The 26,206-nt window shown below is 55.4% G+C and carries 22 protein-coding genes and 1 pseudogene; 12 read left to right on the forward strand and 11 right to left on the reverse strand.

All coding sequences use genetic code 11. The features are described 5' to 3' along the window. Positions 1 to 35 precede the first annotated feature (35 nt). Positions 36 to 1,922 (forward strand): FUSC family protein, encoded by a 1,887-nt coding sequence (locus tag ACT3TJ_RS09170; RefSeq protein ID WP_442353028.1) that lies wholly within the window; start codon positions 36 to 38, stop codon positions 1,920 to 1,922. 32 nt (positions 1,923 to 1,954) lie between these two features. On the opposite strand, the gene modC is transcribed toward ACT3TJ_RS09170, so the two are convergent. The 3 genes from modC to modA are packed head-to-tail and all read right to left on the reverse strand — an operon-like array spanning position 1,955 to position 4,540. Continuing rightward, complete coding sequence (gene modC, locus ACT3TJ_RS09175; RefSeq protein WP_172118986.1) at positions 1,955 to 3,067, reverse strand: molybdenum ABC transporter ATP-binding protein; 1,113 nt, start codon at positions 3,065 to 3,067, stop codon at positions 1,955 to 1,957. Then, positions 3,060 to 3,758: a molybdate ABC transporter permease subunit gene (modB, locus tag ACT3TJ_RS09180; protein WP_172118987.1), complete on the reverse strand. Its 699-nt coding sequence runs from the start codon at positions 3,756 to 3,758 to the stop codon at positions 3,060 to 3,062. Before modB ends, modC begins: the two co-directional genes overlap by 8 nt. Then, the gene (gene modA, locus ACT3TJ_RS09185; protein WP_172118988.1) at positions 3,755 to 4,540 is read right to left on the reverse strand and encodes a molybdate ABC transporter substrate-binding protein; all 786 of its coding nucleotides are present in this window, start codon (positions 4,538 to 4,540) and stop codon (positions 3,755 to 3,757) included. The genes modB and modA overlap by 4 nt, the downstream gene beginning before the upstream one ends. Before the next feature lie 226 nt (positions 4,541 to 4,766). Between modA and ACT3TJ_RS09190 the strand changes: the two genes are divergently transcribed. Further along, positions 4,767 to 5,177, forward strand: a complete 411-nt coding sequence (locus ACT3TJ_RS09190; RefSeq protein ID WP_172118989.1) for a DUF1090 domain-containing protein — start codon at positions 4,767 to 4,769, stop codon at positions 5,175 to 5,177. 62 nt (positions 5,178 to 5,239) lie between these two features. Here ACT3TJ_RS09190 and ACT3TJ_RS09195 read toward each other — a convergent pair whose 3' ends face one another. Then, complete coding sequence (locus ACT3TJ_RS09195; RefSeq protein WP_444665663.1) at positions 5,240 to 5,977, reverse strand: CDP-alcohol phosphatidyltransferase family protein; 738 nt, start codon at positions 5,975 to 5,977, stop codon at positions 5,240 to 5,242. Positions 5,978 to 6,282: 305 nt separating this feature from the next. Between ACT3TJ_RS09195 and ACT3TJ_RS09200 the strand changes: the two genes are divergently transcribed. The 4 genes and pseudogenes from ACT3TJ_RS09200 to ACT3TJ_RS09215 form a co-directional block, all read left to right on the forward strand. After that, on the forward strand, positions 6,283 to 7,272 hold the full coding sequence (locus ACT3TJ_RS09200) for a zinc-dependent alcohol dehydrogenase (RefSeq protein WP_442353192.1): 990 nt from the start codon (positions 6,283 to 6,285) through the stop codon (positions 7,270 to 7,272). A 28-nt stretch (positions 7,273 to 7,300) separates the two neighbouring features. Then, positions 7,301 to 7,699 (forward strand): 6-pyruvoyl trahydropterin synthase family protein, encoded by a 399-nt coding sequence (locus ACT3TJ_RS09205; protein WP_087109789.1) that lies wholly within the window; start codon positions 7,301 to 7,303, stop codon positions 7,697 to 7,699. Beyond that, positions 7,696 to 9,621 carry a glycosyltransferase gene (locus tag ACT3TJ_RS09210; RefSeq protein WP_442353193.1) on the forward strand — a complete coding sequence of 642 codons (1,926 nt, stop codon included), beginning with the start codon at positions 7,696 to 7,698 and terminating at the stop codon, positions 9,619 to 9,621. The genes ACT3TJ_RS09205 and ACT3TJ_RS09210 overlap by 4 nt, the downstream gene beginning before the upstream one ends. Positions 9,622 to 9,727: 106 nt before the next feature. Beyond that, positions 9,728 to 10,441 (forward strand): annotated as a pseudogene (locus tag ACT3TJ_RS09215) (lysylphosphatidylglycerol synthase transmembrane domain-containing protein); the annotation flags it as partial. A 111-nt stretch (positions 10,442 to 10,552) separates the two neighbouring features. On the opposite strand, the gene ACT3TJ_RS09220 reads toward ACT3TJ_RS09215, so the two are convergent. Beyond that, positions 10,553 to 11,425 carry a RibD family protein gene (locus ACT3TJ_RS09220; protein WP_442353194.1) on the reverse strand — a complete coding sequence of 291 codons (873 nt, stop codon included), beginning with the start codon at positions 11,423 to 11,425 and terminating at the stop codon, positions 10,553 to 10,555. Positions 11,426 to 11,522: 97 nt separating this feature from the next. Here ACT3TJ_RS09220 and ribA point away from each other — a divergent pair, with 97 nt between their 5' ends. Then, positions 11,523 to 12,629, forward strand: coding sequence for a GTP cyclohydrolase II RibA (gene ribA, locus ACT3TJ_RS09225; RefSeq protein WP_442353195.1), 1,107 nt, complete (start codon positions 11,523 to 11,525; stop codon positions 12,627 to 12,629). 38 nt (positions 12,630 to 12,667) lie between these two features. On the opposite strand, the gene ACT3TJ_RS09230 is transcribed toward ribA, so the two are convergent. From ACT3TJ_RS09230 to ACT3TJ_RS09240, 3 genes are all read right to left on the reverse strand, one after another. Further along, on the reverse strand, positions 12,668 to 13,435 hold the full coding sequence (locus ACT3TJ_RS09230) for a creatininase family protein (RefSeq protein ID WP_442353196.1): 768 nt from the start codon (positions 13,433 to 13,435) through the stop codon (positions 12,668 to 12,670). A 328-nt stretch (positions 13,436 to 13,763) separates the two neighbouring features. Beyond that, positions 13,764 to 15,746, reverse strand: a complete 1,983-nt coding sequence (mdoH, locus tag ACT3TJ_RS09235) for a glucans biosynthesis glucosyltransferase MdoH (protein WP_442353197.1) — start codon at positions 15,744 to 15,746, stop codon at positions 13,764 to 13,766. Continuing rightward, positions 15,739 to 17,280: a glucan biosynthesis protein gene (locus ACT3TJ_RS09240; RefSeq protein WP_444622273.1), complete on the reverse strand. Its 1,542-nt coding sequence runs from the start codon at positions 17,278 to 17,280 to the stop codon at positions 15,739 to 15,741. The genes mdoH and ACT3TJ_RS09240 overlap by 8 nt, the downstream gene beginning before the upstream one ends. A gap of 536 nt (positions 17,281 to 17,816) precedes the next feature. On the opposite strand from ACT3TJ_RS09240, the gene ACT3TJ_RS09245 reads away from it, so the two are divergent. Next, entirely contained in the window at positions 17,817 to 19,226 is a 1,410-nt protein-coding gene (locus tag ACT3TJ_RS09245; RefSeq protein ID WP_444622272.1) for a mannose-1-phosphate guanylyltransferase/mannose-6-phosphate isomerase, read from the forward strand. Between the two features lie 37 nt (positions 19,227 to 19,263). Here ACT3TJ_RS09245 and ACT3TJ_RS09250 read toward each other — a convergent pair whose 3' ends face one another. From ACT3TJ_RS09250 to ACT3TJ_RS09260, 3 genes are all read right to left on the reverse strand, one after another. Then, positions 19,264 to 20,199 (reverse strand): lysophospholipid acyltransferase family protein, encoded by a 936-nt coding sequence (locus tag ACT3TJ_RS09250; protein WP_444622271.1) that lies wholly within the window; start codon positions 20,197 to 20,199, stop codon positions 19,264 to 19,266. A gap of 3 nt (positions 20,200 to 20,202) precedes the next feature. Further along, the gene (locus ACT3TJ_RS09255) at positions 20,203 to 20,604 is read right to left on the reverse strand and encodes a DUF4870 family protein (protein WP_444622270.1); all 402 of its coding nucleotides are present in this window, start codon (positions 20,602 to 20,604) and stop codon (positions 20,203 to 20,205) included. A 116-nt stretch (positions 20,605 to 20,720) separates the two neighbouring features. Next, on the reverse strand, positions 20,721 to 21,101 hold the full coding sequence (locus tag ACT3TJ_RS09260) for a VOC family protein (protein ID WP_087109765.1): 381 nt from the start codon (positions 21,099 to 21,101) through the stop codon (positions 20,721 to 20,723). A 44-nt stretch (positions 21,102 to 21,145) separates the two neighbouring features. Between ACT3TJ_RS09260 and ACT3TJ_RS09265 the strand changes: the two genes are divergently transcribed. From ACT3TJ_RS09265 to ACT3TJ_RS09280, 4 genes are all read left to right on the forward strand, one after another. Further along, the gene (locus ACT3TJ_RS09265; RefSeq protein WP_193054507.1) at positions 21,146 to 21,781 is read left to right on the forward strand and encodes a class I SAM-dependent methyltransferase; all 636 of its coding nucleotides are present in this window, start codon (positions 21,146 to 21,148) and stop codon (positions 21,779 to 21,781) included. Positions 21,782 to 21,951: 170 nt separating this feature from the next. Then, positions 21,952 to 23,325: an MFS transporter gene (locus tag ACT3TJ_RS09270; RefSeq protein WP_444622269.1), complete on the forward strand. Its 1,374-nt coding sequence runs from the start codon at positions 21,952 to 21,954 to the stop codon at positions 23,323 to 23,325. Positions 23,326 to 23,454: 129 nt separating this feature from the next. Beyond that, the gene (locus ACT3TJ_RS09275) at positions 23,455 to 25,242 is read left to right on the forward strand and encodes an acyl-CoA dehydrogenase (RefSeq protein ID WP_444622268.1); all 1,788 of its coding nucleotides are present in this window, start codon (positions 23,455 to 23,457) and stop codon (positions 25,240 to 25,242) included. A 162-nt stretch (positions 25,243 to 25,404) separates the two neighbouring features. Continuing rightward, complete coding sequence (locus ACT3TJ_RS09280) at positions 25,405 to 26,178, forward strand: enoyl-CoA hydratase-related protein (RefSeq protein ID WP_441679491.1); 774 nt, start codon at positions 25,405 to 25,407, stop codon at positions 26,176 to 26,178. The last annotated feature ends 28 nt before the right edge of the window (positions 26,179 to 26,206 follow it).

Below are 26,206 nucleotides of genomic sequence, written 5' to 3' on the forward strand. Positions count from 1 at the left end.
CAACCTGTGCTCTTGGCCGTTTCAGACTGAGTATTTTGACGTCTGACCCTGGCTGGGTTCGGCTTCGCTTGGCTGTGCGCACAATGCTCACGATGGGGCTTGTCTGCCTGGCGCTTCTCCTTCTTCATCGCTGGTTTCCCATACCTGCGCCAGCCTATGCCGTTGCGATGCTTACTGCGCTTCAAGGAGCGGTGGCCATAAAGGATGCAACGGCTGGCAAACGCGCTGTTTCCCGCATTTTTGCCGCACTCTGCGGCTTCGCCGTTATTGCGGCGATTTCGCTAGTTGAACACTCGATTCTTCACATTAGTGCCGTGCTGCTTGGGGTCATTTTTTGGGCAGTGTTTATACGCCAGTTTGGCGCTCGCTGGCAGGGCGTCGGCGCGTTCACCTTTATGTGCGGTGTCATCGCTGCCTTTTTGAAGGCGCCTGATACGGACCTAATGGATATTGCTATTTCATTAGCGTTATCAGGCTTTATCGCACATTTCGTCCGTAATTTTGTGCTGCCGGAACGGCCCGTTCAAGATTTTGAACGGGCGATACGTGCCTCCCTGCTCTCTGCAGACCGGTTGCAGGCCGGGGTCGCACGTTCGCTGCAGGCTGGAATGGCGATCGACTTGCGTGAAACGACCCGACTGGCACGTCGGGCGCAGGAGGCGACTTTCTTATGCGAAAGCTATCTACCCGCCATGTCGGAAGCAATGGATATCAAATTAGCCGATCTACTGGCGATGCGCCTGTTTGACCTGAGACTTGCTATCGAAAGGGTGCTCGATGACGCGCTAAAAGTTGATCATAAAACATCCGGCCCCGAGCTTGCCGTGCTTGAAAAGCAGCTCACTGAGCTGCGGGATGTTGAAGTAAAAGTGCGTGCCGATGTCGCTTCTATCGATACTTCCTCTTCGGCTTCATCTCCCAAGCGCCCGCCTTCGGTGCCTGCCGCGGCCTCGTCGCCGCACGGAAGCCTTCTCGCCAATCCATTCTTCAGGCAAGCTGTTCAGGTAACACTGGCATCCGGCATTGCCATGATTGTGGGTCTCGCGTTGTCTCCAGAAAGGTGGTTCTGGGCGGTGATGACGGCCTTCCTGATTTTCTCCAATACTCAGTCGCGGGGTGCTGTCGCCGTTCGTGGGCTTAACCGGGCGCTGGGTACTGCTGTGGGCATTTGCGTGGGTATTGGGCTTGCTACCCTGGTGCATGGCAATCTCTACTGGACCATACCGCTGGTGGCGATCTCGATCTTTGCAGCGTTTTATCTGATGATGCTCTCTTACGCGATGATGACGTTTCTAATCACCATCGCTCTTTCGCTCATCTACGGCATTCTGGGAGAGTTTACGCCGGGGTTGCTTGTCCTGCGGCTGGAAGAAACGCTGGTGGGGGCCTTCGCGGGAATCATCGTCTCGCTTGCCGTCTTACCGCAGAGTACTCGCGAGCAGGCCCGTCAGGCATTTGATCGCTTTCTATCAGCGTTTGAAAAGCTACTGGGGGATATTATCGCCGAAGAGGGCGACGCTAAGCGTCATTCACGCCTGATAGCATCTGTCACCGCGCTTGATACAGCACGTGCGAGCTTCGTTGATGCTGCTAGCCCCATGCAAAGCTTCATCTCGTTCGGAGCGACGCACCGGTGGGCTTATCAGAATTTGAAGTACGCCTCGACCCTGGCGTACGCCGCGCATCTGCTGGAGCGTCGGTTTAGCCAGGCTTCGCCAAATGAGCAAGAGCAGCAAGCAATCGCTGGTATTCGCGCTCGGCTTGCCCACCCGGCCGAGAATCATCTTGAGGCACCCGCTTTAGAGAGTCCTGTTCAAAATAACCTGTCGGCAGCAACGGTTAACGATTTGGCGGATGACACCGCTGCTTACGCGATTACGTTGATACATCAGACGCTGGATCAGCGCGAAAGTGAGCGATAGCAGAGGCAACGTATCCGTTCAGCCAGACACACTTAACATGCCGTAAACGACACGCTGCGAATGAGTGCCGTGACCTGCATGCCTTTTGTTAACCCCATCTCATCCCATGATTTACGCGTTAACCGGGCGCGTAAGAAAAATCGACCGATGCCTAAACGTAGCTCCACCGTATAAGGTGCTTCGGGAAGGGTGATGAAATCAGTGATAGTGGCGCTGAGCTGGTTGCGATAACTGGTGTTGGCGGGTGGAGTAAGCGCCAAGGCAATATCGCGGGCCAAAATGCGTACTCGCAAGCGGCTGCCAATCGGCGCTGAGGTGCCAGGCAGTACCAACTGATGTTCGTCATCAAGCGCTAAATGGGTCAGGCCATACGCGGTTTCATGGGCGACGACCTCGCCTTGCAGTAGCGAGGCCGCATCAAATCCCCCCAGTTCATGGGTTAGATCAAAGCGCTGGAGCAGGGCGCCCAGTGTGTCGCTGGCGCGAACCTGTCCGGCTTTCATTACCACCAAATGATCGGCAATCGCCGTGATCTCTTCGGCATCATGGCTAACGTAGATAACCGGAATATCCACCTGTTGGGTGAGCCGAGTGATGTAGCGCAGCAGCTCCTCTTTGCGCGCGCCATCAAGCCCGGTTAGCGGTTCATCCATAAGAAGTAGTTGGGGGTCACTGAGTAGTGCTCGGCCAATGGCCACACGGCGGGCTTCACCCCCTGAAAGTGTGCCGGGCATGCGCTCCAGCAAGGCCTCAATACCCAGTAGCTCCACTATTTCGGCAAAGCGCTGTAACGCCGGGCGACGCATGCCATAGGTTAAATTACCGCGCACGCGGTAGTGCGGAAACAGGCGTGCTTCTTGAAACACAACACCAATACGCCGACGGTGCGGCGGTACGAAGATACCTTGCCGGGTATCCAGCAAGGTCTGCTCGCCGAGTGTTATGGCACCTTGCTGTGGCCGTTCAAGCCCGGCTATCAGCCTCAGCAGGCTGGTTTTGCCGCTACCGGAGGGGCCAAAAAAACCGCTGACACCGGTTGCGGGCAGGTTGAGCGCAGCAGACAGGTGAAAAGCCCCTAGCTGTTGTTCAACTTGTAGCGCGAGCCGCGGGTCGCTGGGCTGATAAGACGTCGTCACGTTAGCCATCGCGTTCCTGTAGGCGTTGTCGGGTGCGCCGGGCTAGCCATTCCGAGGCAATTAACGATACCAGCGCAATGGCAATGGCGATTAGGCACAGCCGCGCGGCGGCGGCCTCCTGGCCGGGTGATTGAATCAGGGTGTAAAGCGCCAGCGGCAGGGTGCGGGTTTCGCCGGGGATGTTGGAAGCAAAGGTAATCGTTGCGCCAAACTCGGAAAGCGCCCGGGCAAAGGCGAGCACCGTGCCGGTTAGCAGGCCGGGCACGGCCAGCGGCAGCGTAATCGTGGTAAACACCCGCCATCGGCTAGCGCCCAATGTGCTGGCGGCGGCTTCAAGCTTCGGGTCAACCGCTTCAAGGGAGAGCCGTAATGCGCGTACCAACAGTGGAAACGCCATTACGCCGCTGGCGACTGCAGCGCCTTGCCAGGTAAACGGCAGCGACACGCCTAGCGTGTTATACAGCCATTGGCCAATAACGCCTTGTCTACCCAGCGTCACCAGCAATAAATAGCCAACCACCACGGGCGGTAACACCAGCGGCAGGTGAATCAAGCCGTCCACCACCGCTTTACCGCGAAACTCAACGCGCGCCAGCCACCAGGCGACGGCAATCCCCGGCGGTAAAATCCAGGCGATGGCAGCCAGTCCAATTAACAAGCTTAGGCGGATGACCTCCCACTCAGCAGGTGAAAGGCTCACCGGGCATCCATGCCTGTATCAAATCCGTACTGTGCAAAGATGCTCAGTGCTTCTTCGCTCTCAAGCCATTGGCGTAAAGCAACCGCTGCATCGTTCTGCTCGGCGTCGATCAAGGCAATTGGGTAGGTGATAGGCGCATGCGTTTCAGGCGGGAAAAGCCCCAACACTCTTACTTGTTGGCTGGCTAATGCGTCGGTTTGGTACACAACACCCGCTGGCGTTTCCTGGCGTTCCACCAGTGTAAGAGCCGCCCGCACGTCGTTGCCACGCGCAAGCCTTGGGAGTAGCTCCTCCCACTCTCCTAGCGCTTCAAGCGCCTGTTGGGTGTAGATACCTGCCGGCACATGGTCCGGGTCGCCGACCGAGAGCCGATCCCGCTCACCCAGCAGTGTGGCGATGCGGGCGTCTTCGCCTGGTGTGAAGTGCTCGGGAGCGTCAGGGCTTGCTGAAACCAGCGCCAAGCGGTTGTACAGTAAATCACTGCGCTTTTGAACATTAATGCCTTGGGCTTCCAGCCAGTCCATCCACTCAACGTTTGCTGAAATATAAAGCGCCGCCGGGCTGCCGTTGGCAATTTGGCGGGCAAGGGTGGATGAAGATGCATAGATCGGCGTTACAGATACATCATGCTGTGCTTCATAGGTCGCGATAGCTTCGTTAAGTGCATCGGTAAGCGAAGCTGCCGCCGCCACTTGAATATTTGCCGCTGCATAACTTGCGGTAGGCATCACCATCATGAGCAGGGGGGCTATCAAGGGGCGATAAATGGCGAGATTGATCATACGGTTACAGTCCTTGTGCGCATCTTCTTGAGGGTTAATGTAACGCTTTTATCATGATCTAATCCAGGAGGCGGTAGCCAACATTGACCATACGCACGGGTGGTGAGTCCTTGGTCATTGCGTCAGCAACGTTTAAACAGAGTGGCGACCGCGAACTGCCAGGCATTTTGTGTATCTAACCCTCGATGAGTCAGTATTTATCAAATGAGCTGTTATAGGGAAAAACATGAAAAAAAGTATGATTCAGGCAGGTGTTGTTGCCTTATTGACGGGTATGTTGTTACCACCGGTCGCCGCTGCCGCCGATGATTTATGTGAAAGCAAGGCAGCCGATGTTCGTGAGCAGTTAGCGCATGCCCAAGCTCAGGGTAATCAGCATCGAGAGGAAGGCTTGCAGCGCGCATTAGATGCGATTGACGATAACTGCACGAATGAAAGTGTACTAAATGATGCAACGGATGAAGTAAAAGAGAGCCTTGCAGAGGTTCAAGAGCGCCAGGCGGAATTTGAAGAGGCGCTCAATGAAGGCGATGACGATGACATTGAAAAAAGGCGCGTTAAGCTGGAAGAGGCAACGCTTGAGCTAGAACGCCATACTGAGGAATTGAATGCGTTACAGCAGCAAATCAGCGAGTAAATCATTGGGCGCTATGCTAGGCATAGCGCCCATCAGTAGCAGGGTAAGTAACATGCAGGTCATTAAAGCGCTTGGCGTCGGCGCTGTTGATAAAGCCACCAGGTGTCGATGCCAAAGGAGTAGGCAAGTGAGAGTAGTGCGCTAAACGCCAATAGGCTCGCAACGAGCGTGGGCGTCAGCGGGGTGAGCGCCAATAGCAGGGCGGATACTTGCCAAACGCACACCACTTTACGGCGCCTGCTGGCAAATAAAGGGGCTGAAAGCCACGTAAAGTGCCAGCTAGCCACTACAAATAGATAGCGCGTAACGCCAATCAAAAGCACCCACAGCCCTAACGATTCAAGTTGAATTAACCCCACGCAGAGCAACAGGATAAGCAGCGCATCCAGCTCCATATCAAAACGGGCGCCAAACGTGCTATAGCTCTGCGTTTTTCTGGCTATCCAGCCGTCCACGCCATCCAGCATCAGCGCGGTGGTCGCGGTAACAAGCCATAGCCAAATGGCATGAGTGAATACATTGTCGGCCAGCGCCCCCGCCACCAACGCGACTAATACGGCGCGCAGTAACGTTATTCTGTTGGCCCAGCCAAGTGCGCCACCCGACCAGAAAATCAATACGAAAAGGCTAATAAACGTATAGGTGCCAAACGCTAGCCCCCAGTTCAAAGCCGTTACCGTCAATGTGGGTAGCAGGCTGCCCAGCCCCAGCAGTAGCAAACTGCCCACCGCTAGTTCGCTGGCGCTGTAGAGGCGGCTCGATAAAAGATGGCTAGAAGCGAGCGTGGTAATTCGAACCATTATGTTTCGTAAAGCGGATATCCCGCCGCAGTCAATTGATGGGTGAGCCTGTTTATATATACGCTTCTTATACGTGGCTCTGCGGTTGTCTACCTCATTAATCATAGCGTATTGATGTCCCTGAAAAGTACCCGCGTACATTTTTAACCGTTCTTAAACGAAATTGGCGCCCGCATTCATCGACCTATGTCTTTTCTGGGCTAAGCTTTACGGTACGCCACAAAAATTTCATACGTTGGCCATGCCAGATTAACGGTAGAGGCGCCCAACTGATTGGATGAAAACGCGAATAATAGGGAAATGTCATGTCGGCGAACGATACGGCCACTGCCTTCTGGGTAACGCGCCCAAGGGGCGGTGAACTTAAAAAAGAGACGCTCACCAGCGTAGGGGAGGAAGACGTACGCGTACGTGCCCTGTTCAGTGGCGTTAGCCGTGGCACTGAGTCGCTGGTATTCAATGCCCGCGTACCCGAAAGCGAAGTGGAGCGTATGCAGGCCCCTTTTCAGGCAGGTAGTTTTCCCGCGCCGGTCAAGTATGGCTACTGTAGTGTCGGCGTTGTTGAGCAAGGGCCTGCGCACCTGCTTAACAAGAGGGTATTTTGTCTCTATCCCCATCAGGATCGCTATGTCGTTCCTGCTTCCGCCGTATTGCCTATTCCTGACAATATACCGGTGCCGCGCGCCGTGTTGGCCGCCAATATGGAGACAGCCATTAACGGCGTTTGGGACGCCGAACCAATGCTTGGGGAACACGTCAGTGTTATCGGGGCCGGTGTTGTAGGCGCCCTGGTGGCTTACCTGTGTTCACAGATCCCCGGCGTGAGCGTCACGCTGATTGATATTAACCCGAAGCGCCAAGCGCTCGCTGAGCGTTTAGGCCTTGTCTTTTGTACCCCGGAACAAGCGCCCAACGATCAAGACTGCATTATTCACGCCAGTGGCCACCCCGAAGGCTTACGCCAAGCGCTAAGCCAGGTCGGCAACGAAGGCCGAATTATCGAAATGAGCTGGTTTGGCGAAGGGGAGGTGAGTATCCCCTTGGGCGGTGCGTTTCATTCACAGCGCCTTAGCCTGCGCGCCAGCCAGGTGGGCCAGATACCCGCTAAATTGCGTCCGCGCTGGGGCTTCCAGCGCCGTTTAATATTAGCCTTGAGCCTGTTAAACGATAGCCGATTAGACGCACTGATTAGTGGCGAGAGCGACTTTAACGCCTTGCCCCAGCTTGCTCCCAAACTCTTTTCTACGGACAGCGACGTGCTATGTCACCGCCTTCGTTACCCCGCTCACGTTTAACCACTACAGCTTACTATCAGGAGCGTTTATGTACCGTCTATGTGTTCGTGATCACTTTATGATTGCGCATAGCTTCAAAGGTGACATTTTTGGTCCTGCCCAGCGCACGCATGGGGCAACGTATGTCGTTGATGTGGTCTTTCAGCGCCCGGAGCTTGATGAGGATGGATTAGTGATTGATATCGGCCTCGCCAGCGAAACGCTCAAGGAAGTGTTGTCACACCTGAACTATCGCAATCTGGATGACGAAGAGGCCTTTAAGGGTAAAAACACCTCCACCGAGTTTATGGCCAGCGTTATCTTCAGTCGTTTGGCCGATGCCATCGGTGAAGGCCGAATGGGGAAAACCGCGCAAGGCATCGCTCGTATGGAAGTCAAACTGCATGAGTCGCATATTGCCTGGGCAAGCTATGAAGGCGATCTATGAGTGAACCACTGACGTTTATTATCGCGGGGGCGCTTGATCAGCGCACCGGCGGCTATATCTACGATGCACGCATTATCGAAGCGCTGCGTCAGGAAGGGCGCACCGTCGATGTCATCAGCTTGTCAGGCCGCTTCCCTAATGCCGACCAGGAGGCTGCCGAGCAATTGGCTACGGCACTAAACGATTTGCCCGAGGCGACGGACGTGGTGATTGATGGTCTTGCCATGGGGATGTTACCGGACATCATTATTGAGCAGGCCAATCGGTTGATGATAACGGCACTGGTGCATCATCCGTTGGGTGATGAGCAAGGGCTAAGCGAAGCCGAGCAGCAGCAATTTCATCAGTCCGAGCTTACGGCGCTTGCCGCCGTCTCACAAATAATCGTGACCAGCCGGTTTACTGAGCGCCGGTTGAAGGCGTTGGCAAACCACTACGCCATGCCTATAGCGGCCATGGTTAGTGTTGTCGAGCCTGGGGTGGACGTTGTCCCCATGAACGCAGCCCCAGCGCTTGGCGAGCCGCTGCGGTTTGTGTGTGTGGCAACGCTTGTTCCGCGTAAGGGGCAGGATGTGTTGGTCCAAGCATTGGCGGGATTAAACCAGAGAAACTGGCAGTGTGACTGTTATGGCGGCGCACGTGATGCGGCGTTTGCCGATCGGGTAGCGCAGTTGATTGAAGCGCATGGGCTTGCGTCTTGTGTGCAGCTGCACGGCGAGTGCGACGCGACGACCTTAACCAGGACGTACGAAAACGCGCATGCCCTGGTACTGCCTTCCTGGTACGAAGGCTATGGCATGGTGGTCACCGAGGCGCTGGCGCGAGGCCTGCCTGTCATTACCACGACCGGGGGCGCTCTTGATGAAACCTTGCCGGAAGGCGCAGGCCTTAAAGTAACGCCTGGGGATGTAAAAGCACTGACACATGCACTGAGCCGTTTTTGCGATGAACCCGAGCTGCGTGCGTCGCTTAAAGCCGGTGCAGAAGCGGTGCGTGAAACGCTTAGCGATTGGCAGCATGCCGGTGCTGCGTTTGCTAAAGCGCTGAACCCGGCCCCCTCTTTTCATACCGGCAGCCAGTTTGAAGCCGATTGGCTCACGCTGCGTGAAGAGGCGGATGTTACGTTTAGAAGCCAGCAGCTTCCTCAAAAAGCCGCTATATGGCTAAACGAACGCACTCAGACGCCGAGGCTGGTCGATTTAGGGTCAGGCAGAGGAAGCAATATGCGCTTCCTGGCGCCTTTTCTACCGACCCCGCAGCACTGGACGCTCATTGACCATGACGCTGAACTACTCAACGACGCCCGCGACAGCATCGGCAAGTTGGAAAATGCCCAGGCGGGCATTCGGGTAGAAACGCTCTGTACGTCGCTTGATTCGCTTGTTCATGTGCCTCTGCAAGATGCGGATCTGATAACCGCATCGGCGTTGCTGGATCTTGTATCGCAAGGTTGGATCGAAACGCTCGTCACGCACTGCCAGTCACGTGACCAGGCGCTTTTAATGGCCCTTAGCGTGACCGGAGAGTGGGGCTTTACCGATGCCGATGATGAACCGTTGTCCGATGATGATGACCACTGGCTACTGGCGCTGTTTATGGCGCATCAGCATCGCGACAAAGGATTAGGTGATGCCTTGGGCGGGCAGGCTCACGAGACGCTGGTTAATGCGCTTGAACAAGCGAATTATCAGGTTGAACAGGTTGCTACCCCTTGGCTGTTGAGTTCGGCTAACCGTTTACATCAATCTTTAATGACGGCGCTCATTAACGGCTGGGCGGAAGCGGCGACAGAACAGGCACCAGAGGCCGCTACTCGCATTGGTGAGTGGCGTGAGCGACGTACACACTCGGTGGCTTCCGGTGAGGTAGGCATTTGGGTGGGGCATTGTGACCTGCTAGCAACGCCAGAAAAAAGGGCGTAGCCCGATGAACATGCAGCGGATATGGCGCTCTCCTTGGATTCGACGCGGGCTAATAAGCGCTGGCTTGCTGGGGGCGATCGCGTTATTTGTAGAGCCCCGTGACATCATGGGCCAGGTACAGCGCTTGTCGTTGGGCTGGGTCGTTGTGGCGCTGCTGATTAGCGTGGTTCAAATTATGCTCAGTGCGTGGCGATGGCAGTTGACGGCCAACCGAGTGGGGGCTCCGCTGCGGTTTAGCTATGCATTGCGGGAGTACTATCTTGCCTTGTTAGTGAATCAGATATTGCCTGGTGGCATTTTAGGCGATGCTGGCCGCGCTCATCGGCACGCTCAACAAGCAGGCTCACGGGGTAGCGCATGGCGGGCGGTAATTATCGAGCGCACCTCTGGGCAGGTGGCTGTGGTGGGTTTAACCATCGCGGCCCTGTTACTTTCTCCGCTATGGCACGCTGTGCTTGGCTGGCCGGTTAGCCTCACTATTATTGGTGGGCTGTGCCTTGCAGGCGTGGCTGTGTGGCAAGGAGTAGTGCGCTTGCCTTCATCGCGGCTACCGGCGTGGTGTCATTCGATGGGGGTGGATATCAAGCGAGGCCTTTTTAGCCCCGGGGTGTGGCACTTACAACTGGCATCTTCGCTCGTTATTGTCATGAGCTATGGGGTCGTTATGGTCTGTGCGGCGCGGGCCATTGGTGTCGAGCTTGCGGCGTCGAAAATTTTGGCATTGGCGCCGGTGCTTCTGTTAGCCATGTTAATTCCGCTGTCCGTTGCCGGGTGGGGGCTGCGTGAAGGGGCCGCTGTGGCCACTTGGGCGCTGGTGGGCCTGCCCACTGCTCAAGGGGTTGCGGTGTCCCTTGCTTATGGTGTGTTAGTACTGCTTTCAAGCCTGCCGGGCATTTGGGTGGCGATGGATAAACGTCACCGTGCCCAGCCGTCAGGCAAAGGTGGTGGCTCTCAGCACCACGTCAAAAAGCGTGTCGTCTCCACAGCGAAACGTTCTCATCGTCGGGCGCAGAGCACTTCCAAGCGTCTCGATAGGCGTCATCTGAAGCCCCGGCTTGCCCGAGCCGATCAGCAGTGGGGCGACCAGAAGATGCAGGCGATCAATGACATTTGCTTCAATAAACCGGGAGACCGTTATGCCGCCTCCTTCCACCAGAATGCGCTTCAAACCACACTGATTAAGCAGCGTGATTACATCATTTGGGGCGAACTGCCCCTGCGCATTAAGCGGCAGTACATGGCGCTGAACCCGCGAATTGGGCGGCGGCGGTGTATCCGGCCCCACGATGTGCAGCGTGGGCGCCGAGTCGGTGTGGAACAGCTTAATGCCTGTAGGCACACGGCCGCGTGGATCAAGCACTACCCGCGTGGGATGCGTGCCGGTGACATGACGCACTGTCAATTGGGGGTCGTCAGCACTGGCCGTGCCGGCGCCGATGATAACGGCATCCACCAACGCCCGCAGACGATGCAGGTGAACCAGGCTCTCATGGCCGTTGATGTAATGCGAGTGGCCGCTCTGCGTCGCAATACGCCCGTCCAGGCTTTGCCCCAGTTGGGCTATCACCCAGTGGGGGCGGCTTGCCAGCGGCACCAGGCAGTCCAGCAGGTCAGTGGCCGCCGGTGTTATAGCGTTCTGACGGTGCCAGTTGCCCTCAGCGTCGAGCCGCAATGGCGCCTCGGTTGTTCGGCCTTCACGTATTGCCAACAGCCACGCCCACGCCGTGTCTATATCCAGCGACGTCTTCTTCTCCAACAATGTTTTAGGACCAATGCAGCCACTATGGTGATGGGTGTCGGACATAACGCCTCCACGCTGAGAAAACAGTCTTATCTTGCGGGGCCGTATAGTTCAACGCAAGCGTACGCTACCCGCTGCACCAGGCAATTAGGAGGCCACTATGTATCACATTGAACGCGCTATTTTCGACATTCGCCGTGGGCTGCCGGTTGTGCTTAATACGGGCGAAAAGCGTCTGCTGGTACAGGCATTAGAGGGCATTGAGTCGGTCGATATGCTGGCCAAACTCGCAGGGACGCGACCCACTCTGGTATTAACACGCCATCGCCTGGAGGCGATGGGCATGTCACTAACGGCGGAAGCAGCCTGTTTGCCACTGGTTGAGCATGTGAGCGAAGATGATTTGCAGGCGCTCGCGGTGGTTCAAACGGCAAGTCGACCCGCGCATTCCTTATTAAGTGGCCTTAAACCCGCAGGACCAGGTGAGCGTGGCGCGGTCGCACTCATGCGCCGTGCTTTGCTAATTCCAGCCGCGCTATGTGCCGATGTGAGTGACCCGGCGGTTGAATCGGTGGCGCAGGAAATTGCTCAAGGCAAGCTGTTGGAGGTTGATGCAAGAGACGCTGCAAAGTGCCTGGCCGGTGCACCGGGTATGCTGAAACGGGTGAGCGAAGCCAGGATTCCGCTGGAAGACGCTGCTGAAAGCCGCTTTGTGCTGTTCCGCGAGCCGGATGGGCTACGCGAGCATGTGGCGGTCATAATCGGACAGCCTGAAACGCTGGAAGGGGCGGTTCCTTTGCGCCTGCATTCTGCATGCCTGACCGGCGATTTATTTGGCAGCCTGCGCTGCGATTGCGGCGAGCAGTTGCGTAATGCCGTGGCGGACATTCAGGCCATGGGGGGAGGTGTACTACTTTACCTGGCCCAGGAGGGGCGGGGCATTGGGCTTGCCAATAAGCTGCGCGCGTATACTCTGCAAGATGGTGGCCTGGATACCATGGATGCTGACCAGGTGCTGGGGTTTGGTGACGACGAGCGCCAGTACGCCGTGGCGGTGGACATGCTTAATGCGCTGAAGATCTCTCAAGTGCAGCTACTGACGAATAATCCATTGAAGATCGCTGCCCTGCGTGAAGGCGGGATTGAGGTGGTATCGCGTCAAGCACTTTATGGGAGCGTCACCGACCAGAATCATCGCTACCTGAGCGCAAAAGCCAATCGAGCCGGTCATCTTTTCGGCGACGTATTAGGCCGACATGGGCGCTAACGTACTAGGCCATTGCGGGTAGTAAGTAATTAACACGCTTAAAACGCAGGCAGCCGAGCTGTTTCCGTGATCACGGTTGCCAGGTGTTCAGCGTAATGTTGTACCAGGCGCTCGCCCAATGCCGATGTAGCTTGACGGGCATCACCGGCCACGCCGTGCTGGCTTAAATCCTCGGCAAGCCAGGCAAATGCGGCGGCCCCTTCCGGGCCTACCAGTCGGCAATTTTCTAACGTGCCGAGCGGGGCAGCCTGATAGTTGTCCAGATTGACGGTGGTTGGCGCCAGATATTGCATCATGGCGGTTTCAAGCAGCCCGCCGTGTAATCCATAACGCAGCTCTTGGGCATCAACCGCACCTTCAAGCGGTGGGAGCCGTGTATACGTCGCTTTAACGACGCGCATATTAAACTGCTGGCGTAGGGTGAGCGCGGCCAACTCCATAATGGCTTTATTACCGCCATGGCTGTTGATGAGTACCAGCCGGTTAATGCCCGCCTGCGCGACGCATTTCCCATACGCCTCAAGCGTGGCAATCGCGAGCGATGCAGGAAGGCTAAGCGTGCCAGAGAAGTTAGCGTGCTCGTCGCTTGCGCCCACCGCAATAGAGGGTAAGCAAACGACCTCTAGAGCGGGGTCAAGAACGCTCAGCATCGCAGCCTGCAGTCCTTCGCCAATAATCAGGTCCGTGCCTAACGGTAGGTGTGTGCCGTGCTGCTCAATCGCGCCCAGCACTAAAACGGCGACAGGGTCGCGCTCGGCGACCGCCGCTAACTCGGGAACACTAAGCGCTTGCCAATCGTAAATCATAAATCCTGAATTCCTGGCATAAGCTCCTTGTAACGGAGCTTGGTATGGAGGGTGTGATACTTGGTTCTGATAAACGTTTTAGTAAACACGTTTTTGTAACCATAGCGCCTGTGCTTGAAACCACAGCGCTGTTGGCAGGTTAGGTCGAAAATTAACGTTTGAAAAGCTGTCACATACCATCACCCGCTGTGGGCACGCGTGGGTAGGGGATGATCCACTCGGCAGGCATACAGGTCGCCCGAGGCCAAGCCATCTGCACCTGTGGCGAACCACAGGCTGCGTTAAACCAGCATCGAACGGCTTAGCCGATGCGCTAGCTGGCCAAGCATTAATGAGGCTCTTTCGTCTGGGCAGCCGGGGACGACGACGCGTGGACGCTAAACTGGTTTAGCGACTGAGGCGGCATCTCGCCAGACAATTCAGAAGGCAGCGCATTAAGAACATACGGAGAACCATCGGCCATGGCAGGCAAGATTGAACTGTCGCGCGCCATAAGGGTGTTAAATTCATCCAGCAAAGATGGGCTCAAACGCGTGCTAGGCGTTTTTAGCAGCCCTAAGCGCTGATTAATAACGCCGCCCCACGTGCTGCTACTGGAGTACTTGATGATCGGCACGGCTAACAGCAGGCCTAGCCATACCGGCGATAGCCATCCAAAGGCTGAGGCGGAAAACAGCATGACAGCTCCCGCCCAGGCAAGGCCACATAGTGTCATCCAGCCAGCATGCTGCCACACTTCTCCCCATGGTAAAGAGCGCTCGCCTCGGGGTTGGGTTTGCCACTCAATAGAGCGCCCTAGCAGCACGGTGATAATAAACAGGCTGTGCCATGCCATCATCAAGGGTGCAATCAACGCGGCAAAGAGTATTTCCAATACCATGCTGGTGAATAGCTTAAGCCTGCCACCGAAAGCATGAGGACACTGTCCGAGTGCCAGTAAAAACCCCAGAAACTTGGGTGCCAGCAGCATCCCCAAGGTAATGGTCAGTAGCCCTACGGATAACGATTTGGGCAGCATTTGCTCTGTCGGCTCATCAATCGCCTGGTAGCCGACCAGAAGGCTCGTACACACCAGCAGAGCGAGCCACACAAGCGATGATAAATAGGCAAAGGCGCCGAAGAAAAAATGTAGCCGACTGATGGGATGAAAGCCCGTGCCCGTTAGCAAACGTAGATGCTGTAAATTTCCCTGCAGCCAACGACGATCACGCTTGGCAAAGTCGAGCATATTGCTGGGCATGGCCTCAAAGCTGTTATGAGAGGCGCTGGCATATGGGTCATGACGTGAAACGGCGGTGGTGGCCGTAGTATCAAGAAGTACCTGCCAGCCACTTCTTTTTAACAGGGCTGCCTCCACGAAATCGTGGCTAAGAATTTCTCCGCCAAGTGGCGGTTTGCCGGGAATGGTAGGCAAGCCTGCGCTGGCCATAAAGGCGCGCGTGCGCACAATGGCGTTATGCCCCCAGTAGTTGGCAGCATCGCCCTGCCAGAAGCTTTGGCCTGCGGCCAGCATCGGGCTGTAAAGTGCAGAGGCAAACTGGGTGAAAAGGCCAAACAGCGTGCGCTGGCCAACCGGAATCGGCACGGTTTGAATCAAGCCGACACTGGGCTCACGCTGCATGCGGTGAACTAGCGTTAACAGCGTCTCGCCACTCATCAGGCTATCCGCATCCAGAACCACCATATAGTCGTAGCGGCGTCCCCAACGGCAGCAAAAATCGGCAATATTACCTGCCTTACGCTCATGGTTGTTCTCTCGACGACGGTAGTGAACCGCCAGTTGACCGGCAAGGCGCTGCTGAAGTGCTGCCACGTGGGCGGCCTCTTCCTGGGCTTTGTCGAGGTCCTGCGTATCACTCAGAATAAAGACGTCGAAGTGTTCGCTTAAGGGTGTCTCAGGAGGGTTCGAGGAGGTGTGTGCCTGCTCAATTAGCGAGCGACAGGTCGCTTCGAGGCCTGCAATAGTGGGGATGGGAGGTTCTGCATAAATCGGCATGACCAGCGCTGTTTTACTCACCAGTAAATTGCCGTTAGGCGAAAGCGGCACTTGCCGACGCAGGCTTAAGGGATCTAGCCGCAGGGCGCACACAATAAAACCGAACACAGCACCCCAAAACGCCAAGGCGATCCAGCTAAACGTTAGTGCAAACAGTACCAACATGGTGATTTTCCAGCCTATTTCCAAAAAGGAAATAACCTTGAACATCGCCACACAGCCAGCAATGCTGGAACTGATGACGAGCAGGGCCAGCAATGCGCGACGAAAGGCCAGCCACGGAATCAACGGGGTAAGTTCAATAGATTTACGCATCGGGATACCACACATAGTTCCAGGTTTCGCTAATGGGCTGGTTATTGAGCATTAAACGCAGGCGGATATCAGTTGGCTCATTTCCCGGGGAAACTCGAAAGCTGGCGCGCCACATGTTATCGGGGAGCGGCATAACATGGGGCTGCGTGACGTTGCCGGTTTGGGTGCTAATGTCGAGTTCGGCGGGTTGATCTGGGGCAATGTCATCAAGCGCACCGCCTTGAAAATCGACAACAAACTGGCGCTCTACTGTAGCGCCTTCACTGGCGCTTCCCTCAATGGTGGCCTTGCCATGACGGGTGCGAATGACTCGGCCTACGGCGTGGTCCTGGGCATCATTGAGTGTGTAGGTGTGATAATGAAGGTGGCGTGAGTCCCCAGCGTTAAGCGGCTCATCGTCGACCCAATAGGCAACAATATTGTCGTGGGTTTCATCCGGAGTGGGTATTTCTACTAGTTCAACATGACCTGCGCCCCATGCATCAATAGGCGCTACCCATTGGCTGGGCCGTTGATGGTAATGCGCTTCCATATCCAAATAGCGGCTAAAGTCGCGCTCACGCTGCATCAGCCCAAAACCGTGGGGGGCGTTATCCACAAAGCTTGAAATATGTGTTTCTTGAGGATTACTGAGCGGGCGCCAAATCCATTCATCAGCGCCTGTATGTATCAATAATCCATCAGAGTCGTGTACCTGTGGCCTAAAATCATCAAACCTTTCATGGCTAGACTCGCCAAACGTGTACATGCTGGTAAGCGGAGCTATGCCTAGCTTGGCGACATCGTGACGGGCAAATAGCTCGGCTTCTATCTCGGCATCGGTTTGTTCACCTGGGCGCAGCGTTATGCGGTAAGCACCGCTTAACGATGGACTGTCGAGCAGCGCGAGTAGCGTGATTTCATCGGCATCTTCGCTTGGTTTATAGAGCCAAAACTCCCGAAAGGCTGGAAACTCTTCCTTTTCAGATGACGCTGTGTCGATCGCTAATCCTCGCGTTGATAATCCGTAGGTTTGACCCTGGCCCACCAGGCGGAAATAGCTGGCGCCTAAAAAGACCGCGAACTCATCCGCGTAATCGTCATTGTTGAGGGGATAGTGCAGCCGGAATCCGGCATGGCCACTGCCGGTTAAATCCTGCTCAAGAAGCGACTCGGCATTGTCATCGTACTGAAAATCATCGCTGGAGAAGGGCAGCGGAGTGGCGTCATCGCCCTCAATGATGTTCAGCGTGATAGGCGTTTGAAAAATAAACCCGCTATGAAATAACTGTAAATTGAAGGGGCTTTCATCACGCCAGTAGGCCTGGTCGGGCGAAAAGCGGATTTGTCGATAGGTGTCGTAATCAATCTCTTTTAGGGCCGAGGGTAGTGATTCTTCAGGCGCTTGATACGCCTGTTCAGCAAGCTGTTTAGCCTGCTCAATGACCGCATTGAAATGGTCATCTGTGTGGGCACTGGCTGGCAATGCCGTAAAGCAGCCAAGCAGTAATATCCACTTTCCGATCTCCGGACTCTTCAACGTCGTACAGCGCATAGGCGAGTTCCTTTCGACGGCTGACTAAAGCAGGGTGAGCTAACATCACTAAGCATGTTTGAACAAATTTTGTACACTAAATCCTTTATGCACACCGTTCATCTAACGTATGGTCGCCAACCTGGGTAATGCCGCCACTTACACGGCATTTGGACGCCCGCTTAACGTATATGTAGACCTGCCGTTGTTGCGCCCAATCTTTCACTTGTTAGTAGGTAATGTAGGCCAAATATGGGCATTTTGCGCGATGCTTGCAGGCGCCGCTGGGCTATTTTTGCGCCTTGGGAGCACGCGAGTGACCCACCGCAGGTGGTCTGGCAGGATATTGAGCGGATACATGATCATTACGCTTGGTCTGTCGACTACGCTGTAGAGGTGACCCAGCGTTATTGGCGCCTTTTCGCACGTATGGATTTGTGGAGGGCACGCTGCCGTCATTGGATAACCCTGAAAAGGCTGCGCGAATGAGCCAGCTTTGCCACTGGTTACGGGAAGCATTTGGCAGCTGGTAACGCTTTGCCTACAAGGACGAGACTATGATTCAGCCGGTGATTCTATGCGGGGGAAGCGGCACACGGCTGTGGCCGCTTTCACGCGAGCAAATGCCCAAACAGTTTTTGCGCTTAACCTCATCGAAGAGCCTGCTTCAGCAAACGCTGGATCGCCTGGAAGGGATAAGTACGACACCGCCGTTTATTATGGGCCATCAGGCGCACCGGTTTCTTATGGCTGAGCAACTGCGTGAAGCGAACCAGGCGGGGCGTATTGTGCTAGAGCCAGAAGGGCGTAACACAGCGCCTGCGATTGCCTGTGCGGCGTTGTTAGCCAAGGCCGCAGGAGACGATCCGCTGCTGTTGGTCTTGCCGGCGGATCATGTCATTGGCGATGTGAGCGCTTTTCAACAAAGCGTCGCGTGGGCCGTGCCCTTGGCAGAGCAGGGCTATTTGGTCACCTTTGGCGTTGTGCCTACGCATCCTGAAACGGGATACGGCTATATCGCCTGTGGTGATGCATTGGAAAAGGGCTATCGGCTCGCCTCGTTTATTGAAAAACCGGATGCCGAGCGTGCCGCTCAACTGCTTGAACAAGGCGATACGCTTTGGAACAGCGGCATGTTTTTGCTACGCGCTTCGACATATCTTGAGCAGCTAGCAGACCTCCAACCCGAGATGCTGTCTGCCTGCCAGGCCGCTGTTGATGGTGCTCACAGCGATCTGGATTTTCTAAGGCTCGCCGAAGCGCCGTTTCAGCGCTGCCCCGCCAATTCGATTGATTATGCCGTCATGGAACACTGCCGTTTTGCGGCCGTCATCCCCCTTGATGCTCAGTGGAGCGATGTAGGCAGTTTCGATGCGCTTTGGGAGATGGCCGCAGCGGATGAAGCGGGCAATGTGGTGCAAGGTGATGCGCTGTTGCACTCGACTACGAATTCACTCGTGATGGCCGAACACCGCCTGGTGACCACGCTGGGTGTTAACGGCTTGCTTGTGATTGAAACCTCTGACAGCGTGCTGGTGGCGCATCGGGACCAGGCCCAGCACATAAAACAATTAGTCGCGGTGTTAGCCAGTAAAGGGCGCCACGAGCTTCAGTCAACGCCCCAGGTACATCGCCCCTGGGGTGACTTTCAAGCAATTGATAGTGGTGAGCGCTATCAGGTTAAGCATATTATGGTGAAACCCGGCGGCCGACTCTCCCTTCAACGCCACCATCATCGCGCCGAGCATTGGGTCGTGGTAAGCGGAACGGCACAGGTAACCGTGGGAGCGCGCAGCTTTTTAGTCAGTGAAAATCAATCGACCTATATTCCGATTGGCACACTTCACCGCTTAGAGAACCCCGGTAAAATCCCGTTAGAGCTGATTGAAGTTCAGTCGGGTGCCTATCTGGGGGAAGACGATATCGAAAGGCTCGATGATGTCTATGCACGCCATGACGATGAGTAGGTGCTGATAAGGTCTATCAGCACCTCTCAGGCAGAGTTTAGTAAAGCCGGAAGTCGTTGGCGTTGGGGTTTTGCTGCTGCTCTTCGATGACTTTGCGGTAGCGCTTGTATTCCCACTGGTACTGGGCGGGTTCCAGCGCAATTGACGCTTCAACACTGGCGTTAACCCCGCTCGCAGACACTGTTTCGTCAGCACTATACACCCGCTCGTCGGCGTCCAGAAAATGGATAGCAAAGCCGCGACCAGGCAGGCGCAGGGCAACGCCTGTGACAACGCGTGCCTGGGTGCGCGCCACCAGTTTGGGGAGTAGCGTGGCGGTATACGCATCGCGTGCATAAAACGGCGCAAAGACGCCGCTGCCCCAGTCGGGTTCCTGGTCAGGCAGAATGCCAATGGCCTCGCTGCGCTTAAGTGCTTTAAGCAGTGCTGCAACGCCCCGCGGGTTAGTGGGCACCAACTGCGCGCCCATCCGTTCACGGCCATGGCGAATAATCGGCTCAAGGTTGGTTATTTTGGGAGGCTCGTACATAGCGGTGAAAGGGAAATGGCTGGAAAGCCAGAAGTTCAACACTTCCCAGTTACCAAAATGCGGCGCCAGAACAATAACACCACGGCCCTGTGCGCGTGCGCTGTCCAGCTTGTCGCGGCCATGCACTTCAACAATACTTGCTTCAACGCGATCAGGCTCCGCCATCCAGGCATAGCCCAGCTCCATCATGGTGGCGGTGGAGTGACGAAGGCTCTGTTTAGCGAGTGCCCTGCGCTTACGCTGGTCAAGCGCGGGGTATACCACCTTAAGATTAATATCGGTGACGTTTCGCTCACGGCGGCTAAAGCAGTAAACGAGAGGAGCTAGCGTGGATGCAAAACGCCACAGGCGCGGCAGGGGCCAGCGCGAAAGCCTTCGCCAAAGCCACGCAATCGCCGTGGCTCGGGAGAGTCGCTTGTCTGATGTCGTTGCGTGTTCCGTCATTCGTTAGATTAACCAGCTGTCCACATTACTCGGAGCACGTTTATCCTGTAAGCCTTTAAACCCTTTAACGCAGCGAACGATAAACCAAACCGCCAGCGCAAATAAAAGCGGGAAGCCGATCAGTACAAAGGTAAGCAGGAAGCTAACGCTTGCGTACAGCAAGCCAATCCAGAAGGTGCGAACCTGATAGCGGTAGTGTTCGTCCAGCCAGGCCGGGCCTTTGCCTTGATAGACATAGGCAATGATGACGCCGACAACCGAGGTGAAGCCGACAACAAAGCTTGCCAGATAAAGCGCATAAACCACCATGGCCATTGTGGTGTCGTGCTGCTTGCTTGGCTCGGCGGTAGTGTGTTCTGAAATAATTTCGCCTTCAATCGGCGAGTCATGACGGTTATCTTGCATGTCTTTTTACCTTTAATACGGATGAGACAATAAAACGAAGGTTCTTAACGCCCTATAATACCTTGCACGACGCCGCTAAGCATTAGTCACTGGCCTGCAAGATACTGACGGTAAAATTAGCGAGCCGGGCGGCAAATTTCCAAAAGGTTACCATCGGGGTCGCGCAGATAAACGGACTCGATCGCGCCATTGGCGCCCTGGCGAGCCACCGGGCCAAGTTCAACCTCAATGCCCAGCACGTCTAGATGCTGTTTGAATTCATCCAGCGGCAATTGGCAGCGTAGGCATAAATCCAGGCTGCCAGGCGTAGGGGTTGCAGAAATAGGCTCGATGTCGGTGTCGGTTTGATGGAGTCGTAGGGCGGTATCGCCCAGCATTAAATCTACCCGTTGGGCATCACGATAGCGTACGTCTAGCCCGAGAACTCGCGAGTAAAAATCAACCGCGCGACCCATATCTGTGACAGTAACAACAAGATGATCCAAGCCTGAGAGCATGCCTCTTTCCTTAAATGCAAAACCGAAAACCAGAGAATACGACGATGCAATGCTGTCCGCTATGCGGTGAAATTAAGGTCTCGCTCTATCATCAAAATCATCGTCGTGAATATTACCAGTGTGCCACGTGTTGGCTGGTGTTTGTGCCGTCCGAGCAGCATTTAAGCGTAGCGGATGAAAAAGCAGAGTATGACCAGCATCAAAATTCACCGCAAGATATGGGGTACCGGCGATTTTTAGGGCGCTTGTTCACGCCGTTGCTAGCCAAACTGCCGAAAGGTGCCAACGGGTTGGATTTTGGTTCAGGGCCTGGCCCCACGCTGTCTGTGATGTTCGAGGAAGTTGGCCACCCCATGACGGTGTTCGACATCTTCTATGCGCCCGACATGTCCGTTTTGCAGAACACCTATGATTTTATCACCGCGACTGAAGTCGTTGAGCATTTAGCCATGCCCGGAAAGGTGCTGGCGCAGTTGGTGGCTCAGCTACTCCCTGGTGGCTATCTGGGCATCATGACCAAGCGAGTGACCACTCAAGCAGCATTTGCCAACTGGCACTATATTAATGACCCCACCCATATCTGTTTTTTCAGTGAGGCAACCTTTGAATGGTGGGCCGCGCAGCATCAACTAACAGTCGAATTTCCTGAAAAAGATACGGTTATTTTGAGAAAACACTAATCGATACGAACAGGCTATGAAAAAGCGTTGACTTTATGCTATCCAGGGCAATAATTGCGCGCCCGTTTCTTGCCTGTGGTTGTGTAAAAGGTGGCAACGGCCCTTAAACAGCTATGTCCGCTTTTTTTGACCCTGTTTTTTGACAACGTGTTTGGCAAGTTGAGGTTTTCATGTCGCGGCAATTACTGGCTATGGCGTTTGCGCCTCTGTTGGGCCTGTTTATTTTAGGCATTGGCAACGGCTTTTTGGCTACCTTGATCACGGTACGCCTGGATGCGGCAGGCGGGTCTGCGACGGTGATCGGGATTGTCTCGTCAGCGTACTTTATTGGCCTGGCCTTGGGCGCCTTGTTTAACGACCGGTTATTGCTACGTATTGGGCACATTCGCGCCTATGGCAGTTTCGCCTCGCTGGTTGCCGTGACGGTGCTTCTTCAAGGGCTCTTTTTTGACCCTTGGGCCTGGTTTGCATTGCGCTTGATTGGCGGCTGGGCAACGGTCGGTGTCTATCTGGTCATTGAGAGCTGGCTGCTCACGGCAGGCGAGCAAAAAGTGCGTGGCCGCCTGTTGGCGCTCTACATGATTTCGCTTTACGCCGCCGGTGTCATTGGTCAGCTATTGCTGGGCGTCACCAATGCTATGGGCGGGACGGCACCGTTTATGGTGATCGGCATGCTGGCGTCGCTTTCTGTGTTGCCAATGGCGATGATTCCGCGTGTTACCCCTCTGGTTGAGCACGCCGAACCGCTGCCTCCTTATCGATTAATCATGTTAACCCCAACGGGCGTGCTGGGTAGCCTGGGGTCGGGCATGGTGGTCGCGGCGGCGTACACTTTGCTGCCCCTTTATTTGCAGCGCATTGGAATGAGCGTGAATCAGGTGGGTCAGATGATGGCCTTGGTGGTGCTGGGGGCCATGCTGCTGCAGTACCCGATTGGACGCTGGTCAGACCGTCATGATCGACAAATGGTGCTTATCGGGATTAGTGGTTTTTGTGTGCTGGTGTCGGCAGCAATTCTTTGGCTACCGCTCTCCACGCCGCTGCTGGCGGTACTGCTGTTCTTGCTGGGCGGTGGAGTATTTGCGTTCTACCCCGTGGCCGTCAGTCATGCTGCCGACCGAGCACCCGCCGGGGCGCTTGTACGTATGAGCCAAGGACTTTTGCTGATTAACTCTATCGGGGCAACCTTAAGCCCGCTGATGATTTCACCCGTTATGACAGCCGTGGGCGATGCCGGGTTGTTCTGGGCATTTGGTGGGCTCAGCCTGTTCTTCCTGCTCTTTTTTGCCTGGCGGCGCAGCGTGCGCCCCGCTCCGATGCCGGTGGCGCCGTTTACCGCGACGACGCCCATGACTGCGGCCGGGGCAGAGCTTGTGATTACCGAGGAGCTTGTTCAGGGGGCGCTTGAGCACGAGCATCTGGAAGATTTGTCGGATGCAGTGCCAAACGTGGACGTAGCGGAACCTGTAGTCGGACCGCCTGCCGAGGAAGAAACCCGAATTGCCTATTATGACGATGTCGAACAGTTAGGCACGCGTAAGTAATTTGGTAGCGAGTCTGTATCGTAAAGAGGTGAGACGTTGGGCTAATGGTGTAACGATAGGCAGGAAACTACTATCGAATATAACGGTTTATAACAAACGACTGTTTTATTTCTACATCGAGGTTTTGCCATGAATCACTACGTCGCGCCGGTACGCGATTTGCGTTTTGTGCTCGAAGAACTGCTCGGGCATCACTCGCTGACGCTGTCCAATTTTACAGAGACAACACCCGACGTTGTTGAGGCGGTGCTGGATGAGGCCGCCAAGCTTGCGGGTGACGTTTGGGGGCCGCTAAATGCTACCGGTGATCATCAAGGCGCCAAACATCATCCGGATGGGCGAGTAACGACGCCTGATGGATTCGCGGCGGCCTACCAGGCGTATGTAGAAGGCGGCTGGAACGGCATCGGCGTGTCGGAAGCGTTAGGTGGGCAGAACTTGCCTGAAGTGGTGGCCAGTGCCGTCCAGGAAATGCTCCACGGTGCCAATATGGCGTTAGGGCTTTGTCCCATGTTAACTGCTGGCGCCATTGAAGCATTGGCCCATCATGGCAGCGAGCCGCTGAAAGCGACGTATTTACCCCATTTGGTAGAAGGGACCTGGACAGGCACCATGAACCTGACCGAGCCCCAGGCAGGGTCGGATCTTTCTAAAGTGCGTACCAAGGCAGTACCTGAAGGCGATCATTACCGGATAAGTGGCCAGAAAATCTATATTACCTGGGGTGAGCACGACGCCGCTGAAAATATCATCCATTTTGTGCTGGCGCGTAAACCTGATGCGCCAGAGGGTAATAAAGGCATCTCGCTTTTTCTGGTGCCTCAATTTCTCGTCAATGATGACGGCACCCTGGGCGAGCGTAATGACGTTTTATGCACCGCCATTGAGCACAAGCTGGGTATCCACGGCTCACCAACTTGTTCGTTAAGTTTTGGCGAGCAGGGTGGGGCAATCGGTTATCTGGTGGGTGAAGAAGGGCGCGGCCTGAATCACATGTTCACCATGATGAACGAGGCGCGTCATAAAGTGGGTATCCAAGGGATCGGCGTGGCCGAACGCGCCTGCCAGCACGCGTTTGCCTACGCACAAGAGCGCCATCAGGGTCGTTTGTCGGCAGCGCGAGGCGGTAAAGAGTGCCCCATTAGTGAGCATCTCGACGTGCGGCGCATGCTGCTTTCCATGCGCGCACGCACCGATGCGCTGCGTGCGTTAGCACTGTACTGTGCAGCACAGCTGGACACCGCCCGCCATGCTGAAAACGAGAGTGAACGCCTGGCGGCTCAGGCTCGCGTTGATATCCTGATTCCTGTGGTAAAAAGCTTCTCAACGGATCAAGCGGTAGAGATCGCCTCGTTAGGTATTCAGGTGCACGGCGGGATGGGATATATCGAAGAAACCGGCGCGGCACAGCTGCTGCGTGATGCTCGTATCGCACCCATTTATGAAGGCACTAACGGCATTCAGGCGCTGGATTTAGCAGGACGCAAGTTACAGCGTGATAATGGCGAAGCATTTTCCAGCCTGCTAAACGAAGTAGCCGACACGGTTGAACGTCTCAAGGCTGAACCTGCGTTGGCTCATTTGGGGCAGGCGCTGGATGCCGGGCTTGAGGATTTACGTGCTGCCAAGCAGCAGGTACTTGAGCAAGGCAAAGACCCGGAAAACGGGCCTGATGCCGTACAAGGTTATGCGACTCCGTTGCTAAACCTGGCAGGCCATGTGTTATGCGCCTGGCAAATGGGGCAGGCGGCACTCAGTGCGCAGGCGGCCATTGGGCGGGGCACAACAGACCCCTTCTATAAGGCAAAACTTCTAAGCGCACAGTTTGTGATCACCCAGTGGCTCCCTGTTGGGCGTGCCCAGCGGGCGGTAATTGAGGCAGGCATTCAATGCCTGAGTGATTTTGAGGTTGGCTAATCGCCCTATTGTGACAATCGCCGCCCCAGGAGGCGGCGATTGTATTTCTGGCGGGCGAGAAAAGAAGTGATTGCCCCCCAACCAGGCGTTCGCTAGGGTTGCAAGGTAGGTCAGTGAAGCCGTCATAACGATGTAAGTCACCATAACAATGAAGGAGCCAATATGAGCGAATCAGTTATTGAAAAGGTCGATAACGAGGGTATCGTCCGCCTGACTATCAACCGCCCCAAGGCGTTGAATGCGTTAAATAGCGATGTACTTTCCGCGCTAGAGACCCACCTGACTGAGCTTGAGAATCAGCCAAACCTGCGCGCCGTATTACTGACTGGCGCCGGTGAAAAGTCATTTGTCGCCGGAGCGGATATCACCGAAATGCGTGATAAAACACCGGAAGAAGCGCGTGCCTTTGCAAGCCAAGCGTTACGAACCATTAAACGACTTGAAACGCTTCCGGTGCCGGTGGTCGCCCTTGTGAACGGGTTTTGCCTTGGCGGCGGCTGCGAATTGGCACTGGCCTGCGACTGGGCAGTAGCCAGCGACAACGCGGTATTCGGCCAGCCTGAAGTTTTGTTGGGTGTCATCCCAGGCTTTGGTGGTACGCAACGCTTACCACGCCGCGTAGGCCCAGCCATGGCGATTGATCTTGTGACGACAGGGCGCAAGATAGACGCGAAAGAAGCGCTACGCATCGGTCTGGTGAATCGCGTAATGCCTCAGGCAGAGCTTGAAAGCTATGTAGCAGAGCTTACCCAACAGTTAAAAGGCAACGGCCCTCAGTCGGTACGCGGTGCCAAGCAGGCCGTTCATGACGGGATGGACCAGGACCTTGATAGTGCACTGGCCCTGGAGACTAGCCTATTTGCACTCTGCTTTGCCGGTGAGGAACAAAAAGAGGGCATGAGCGCATTTATAGAGAAGCGTAAGGCCAGCTTTTAGTCAGGCAACAAGCCCATAGCGCTCTATT

The sequence above is a fragment of the Halomonas sp. AOP30-A1-24 genome, assembly GCF_052378165.1.
Lineage (GTDB): Bacteria > Pseudomonadota > Gammaproteobacteria > Pseudomonadales > Halomonadaceae > Vreelandella > Vreelandella citrativorans.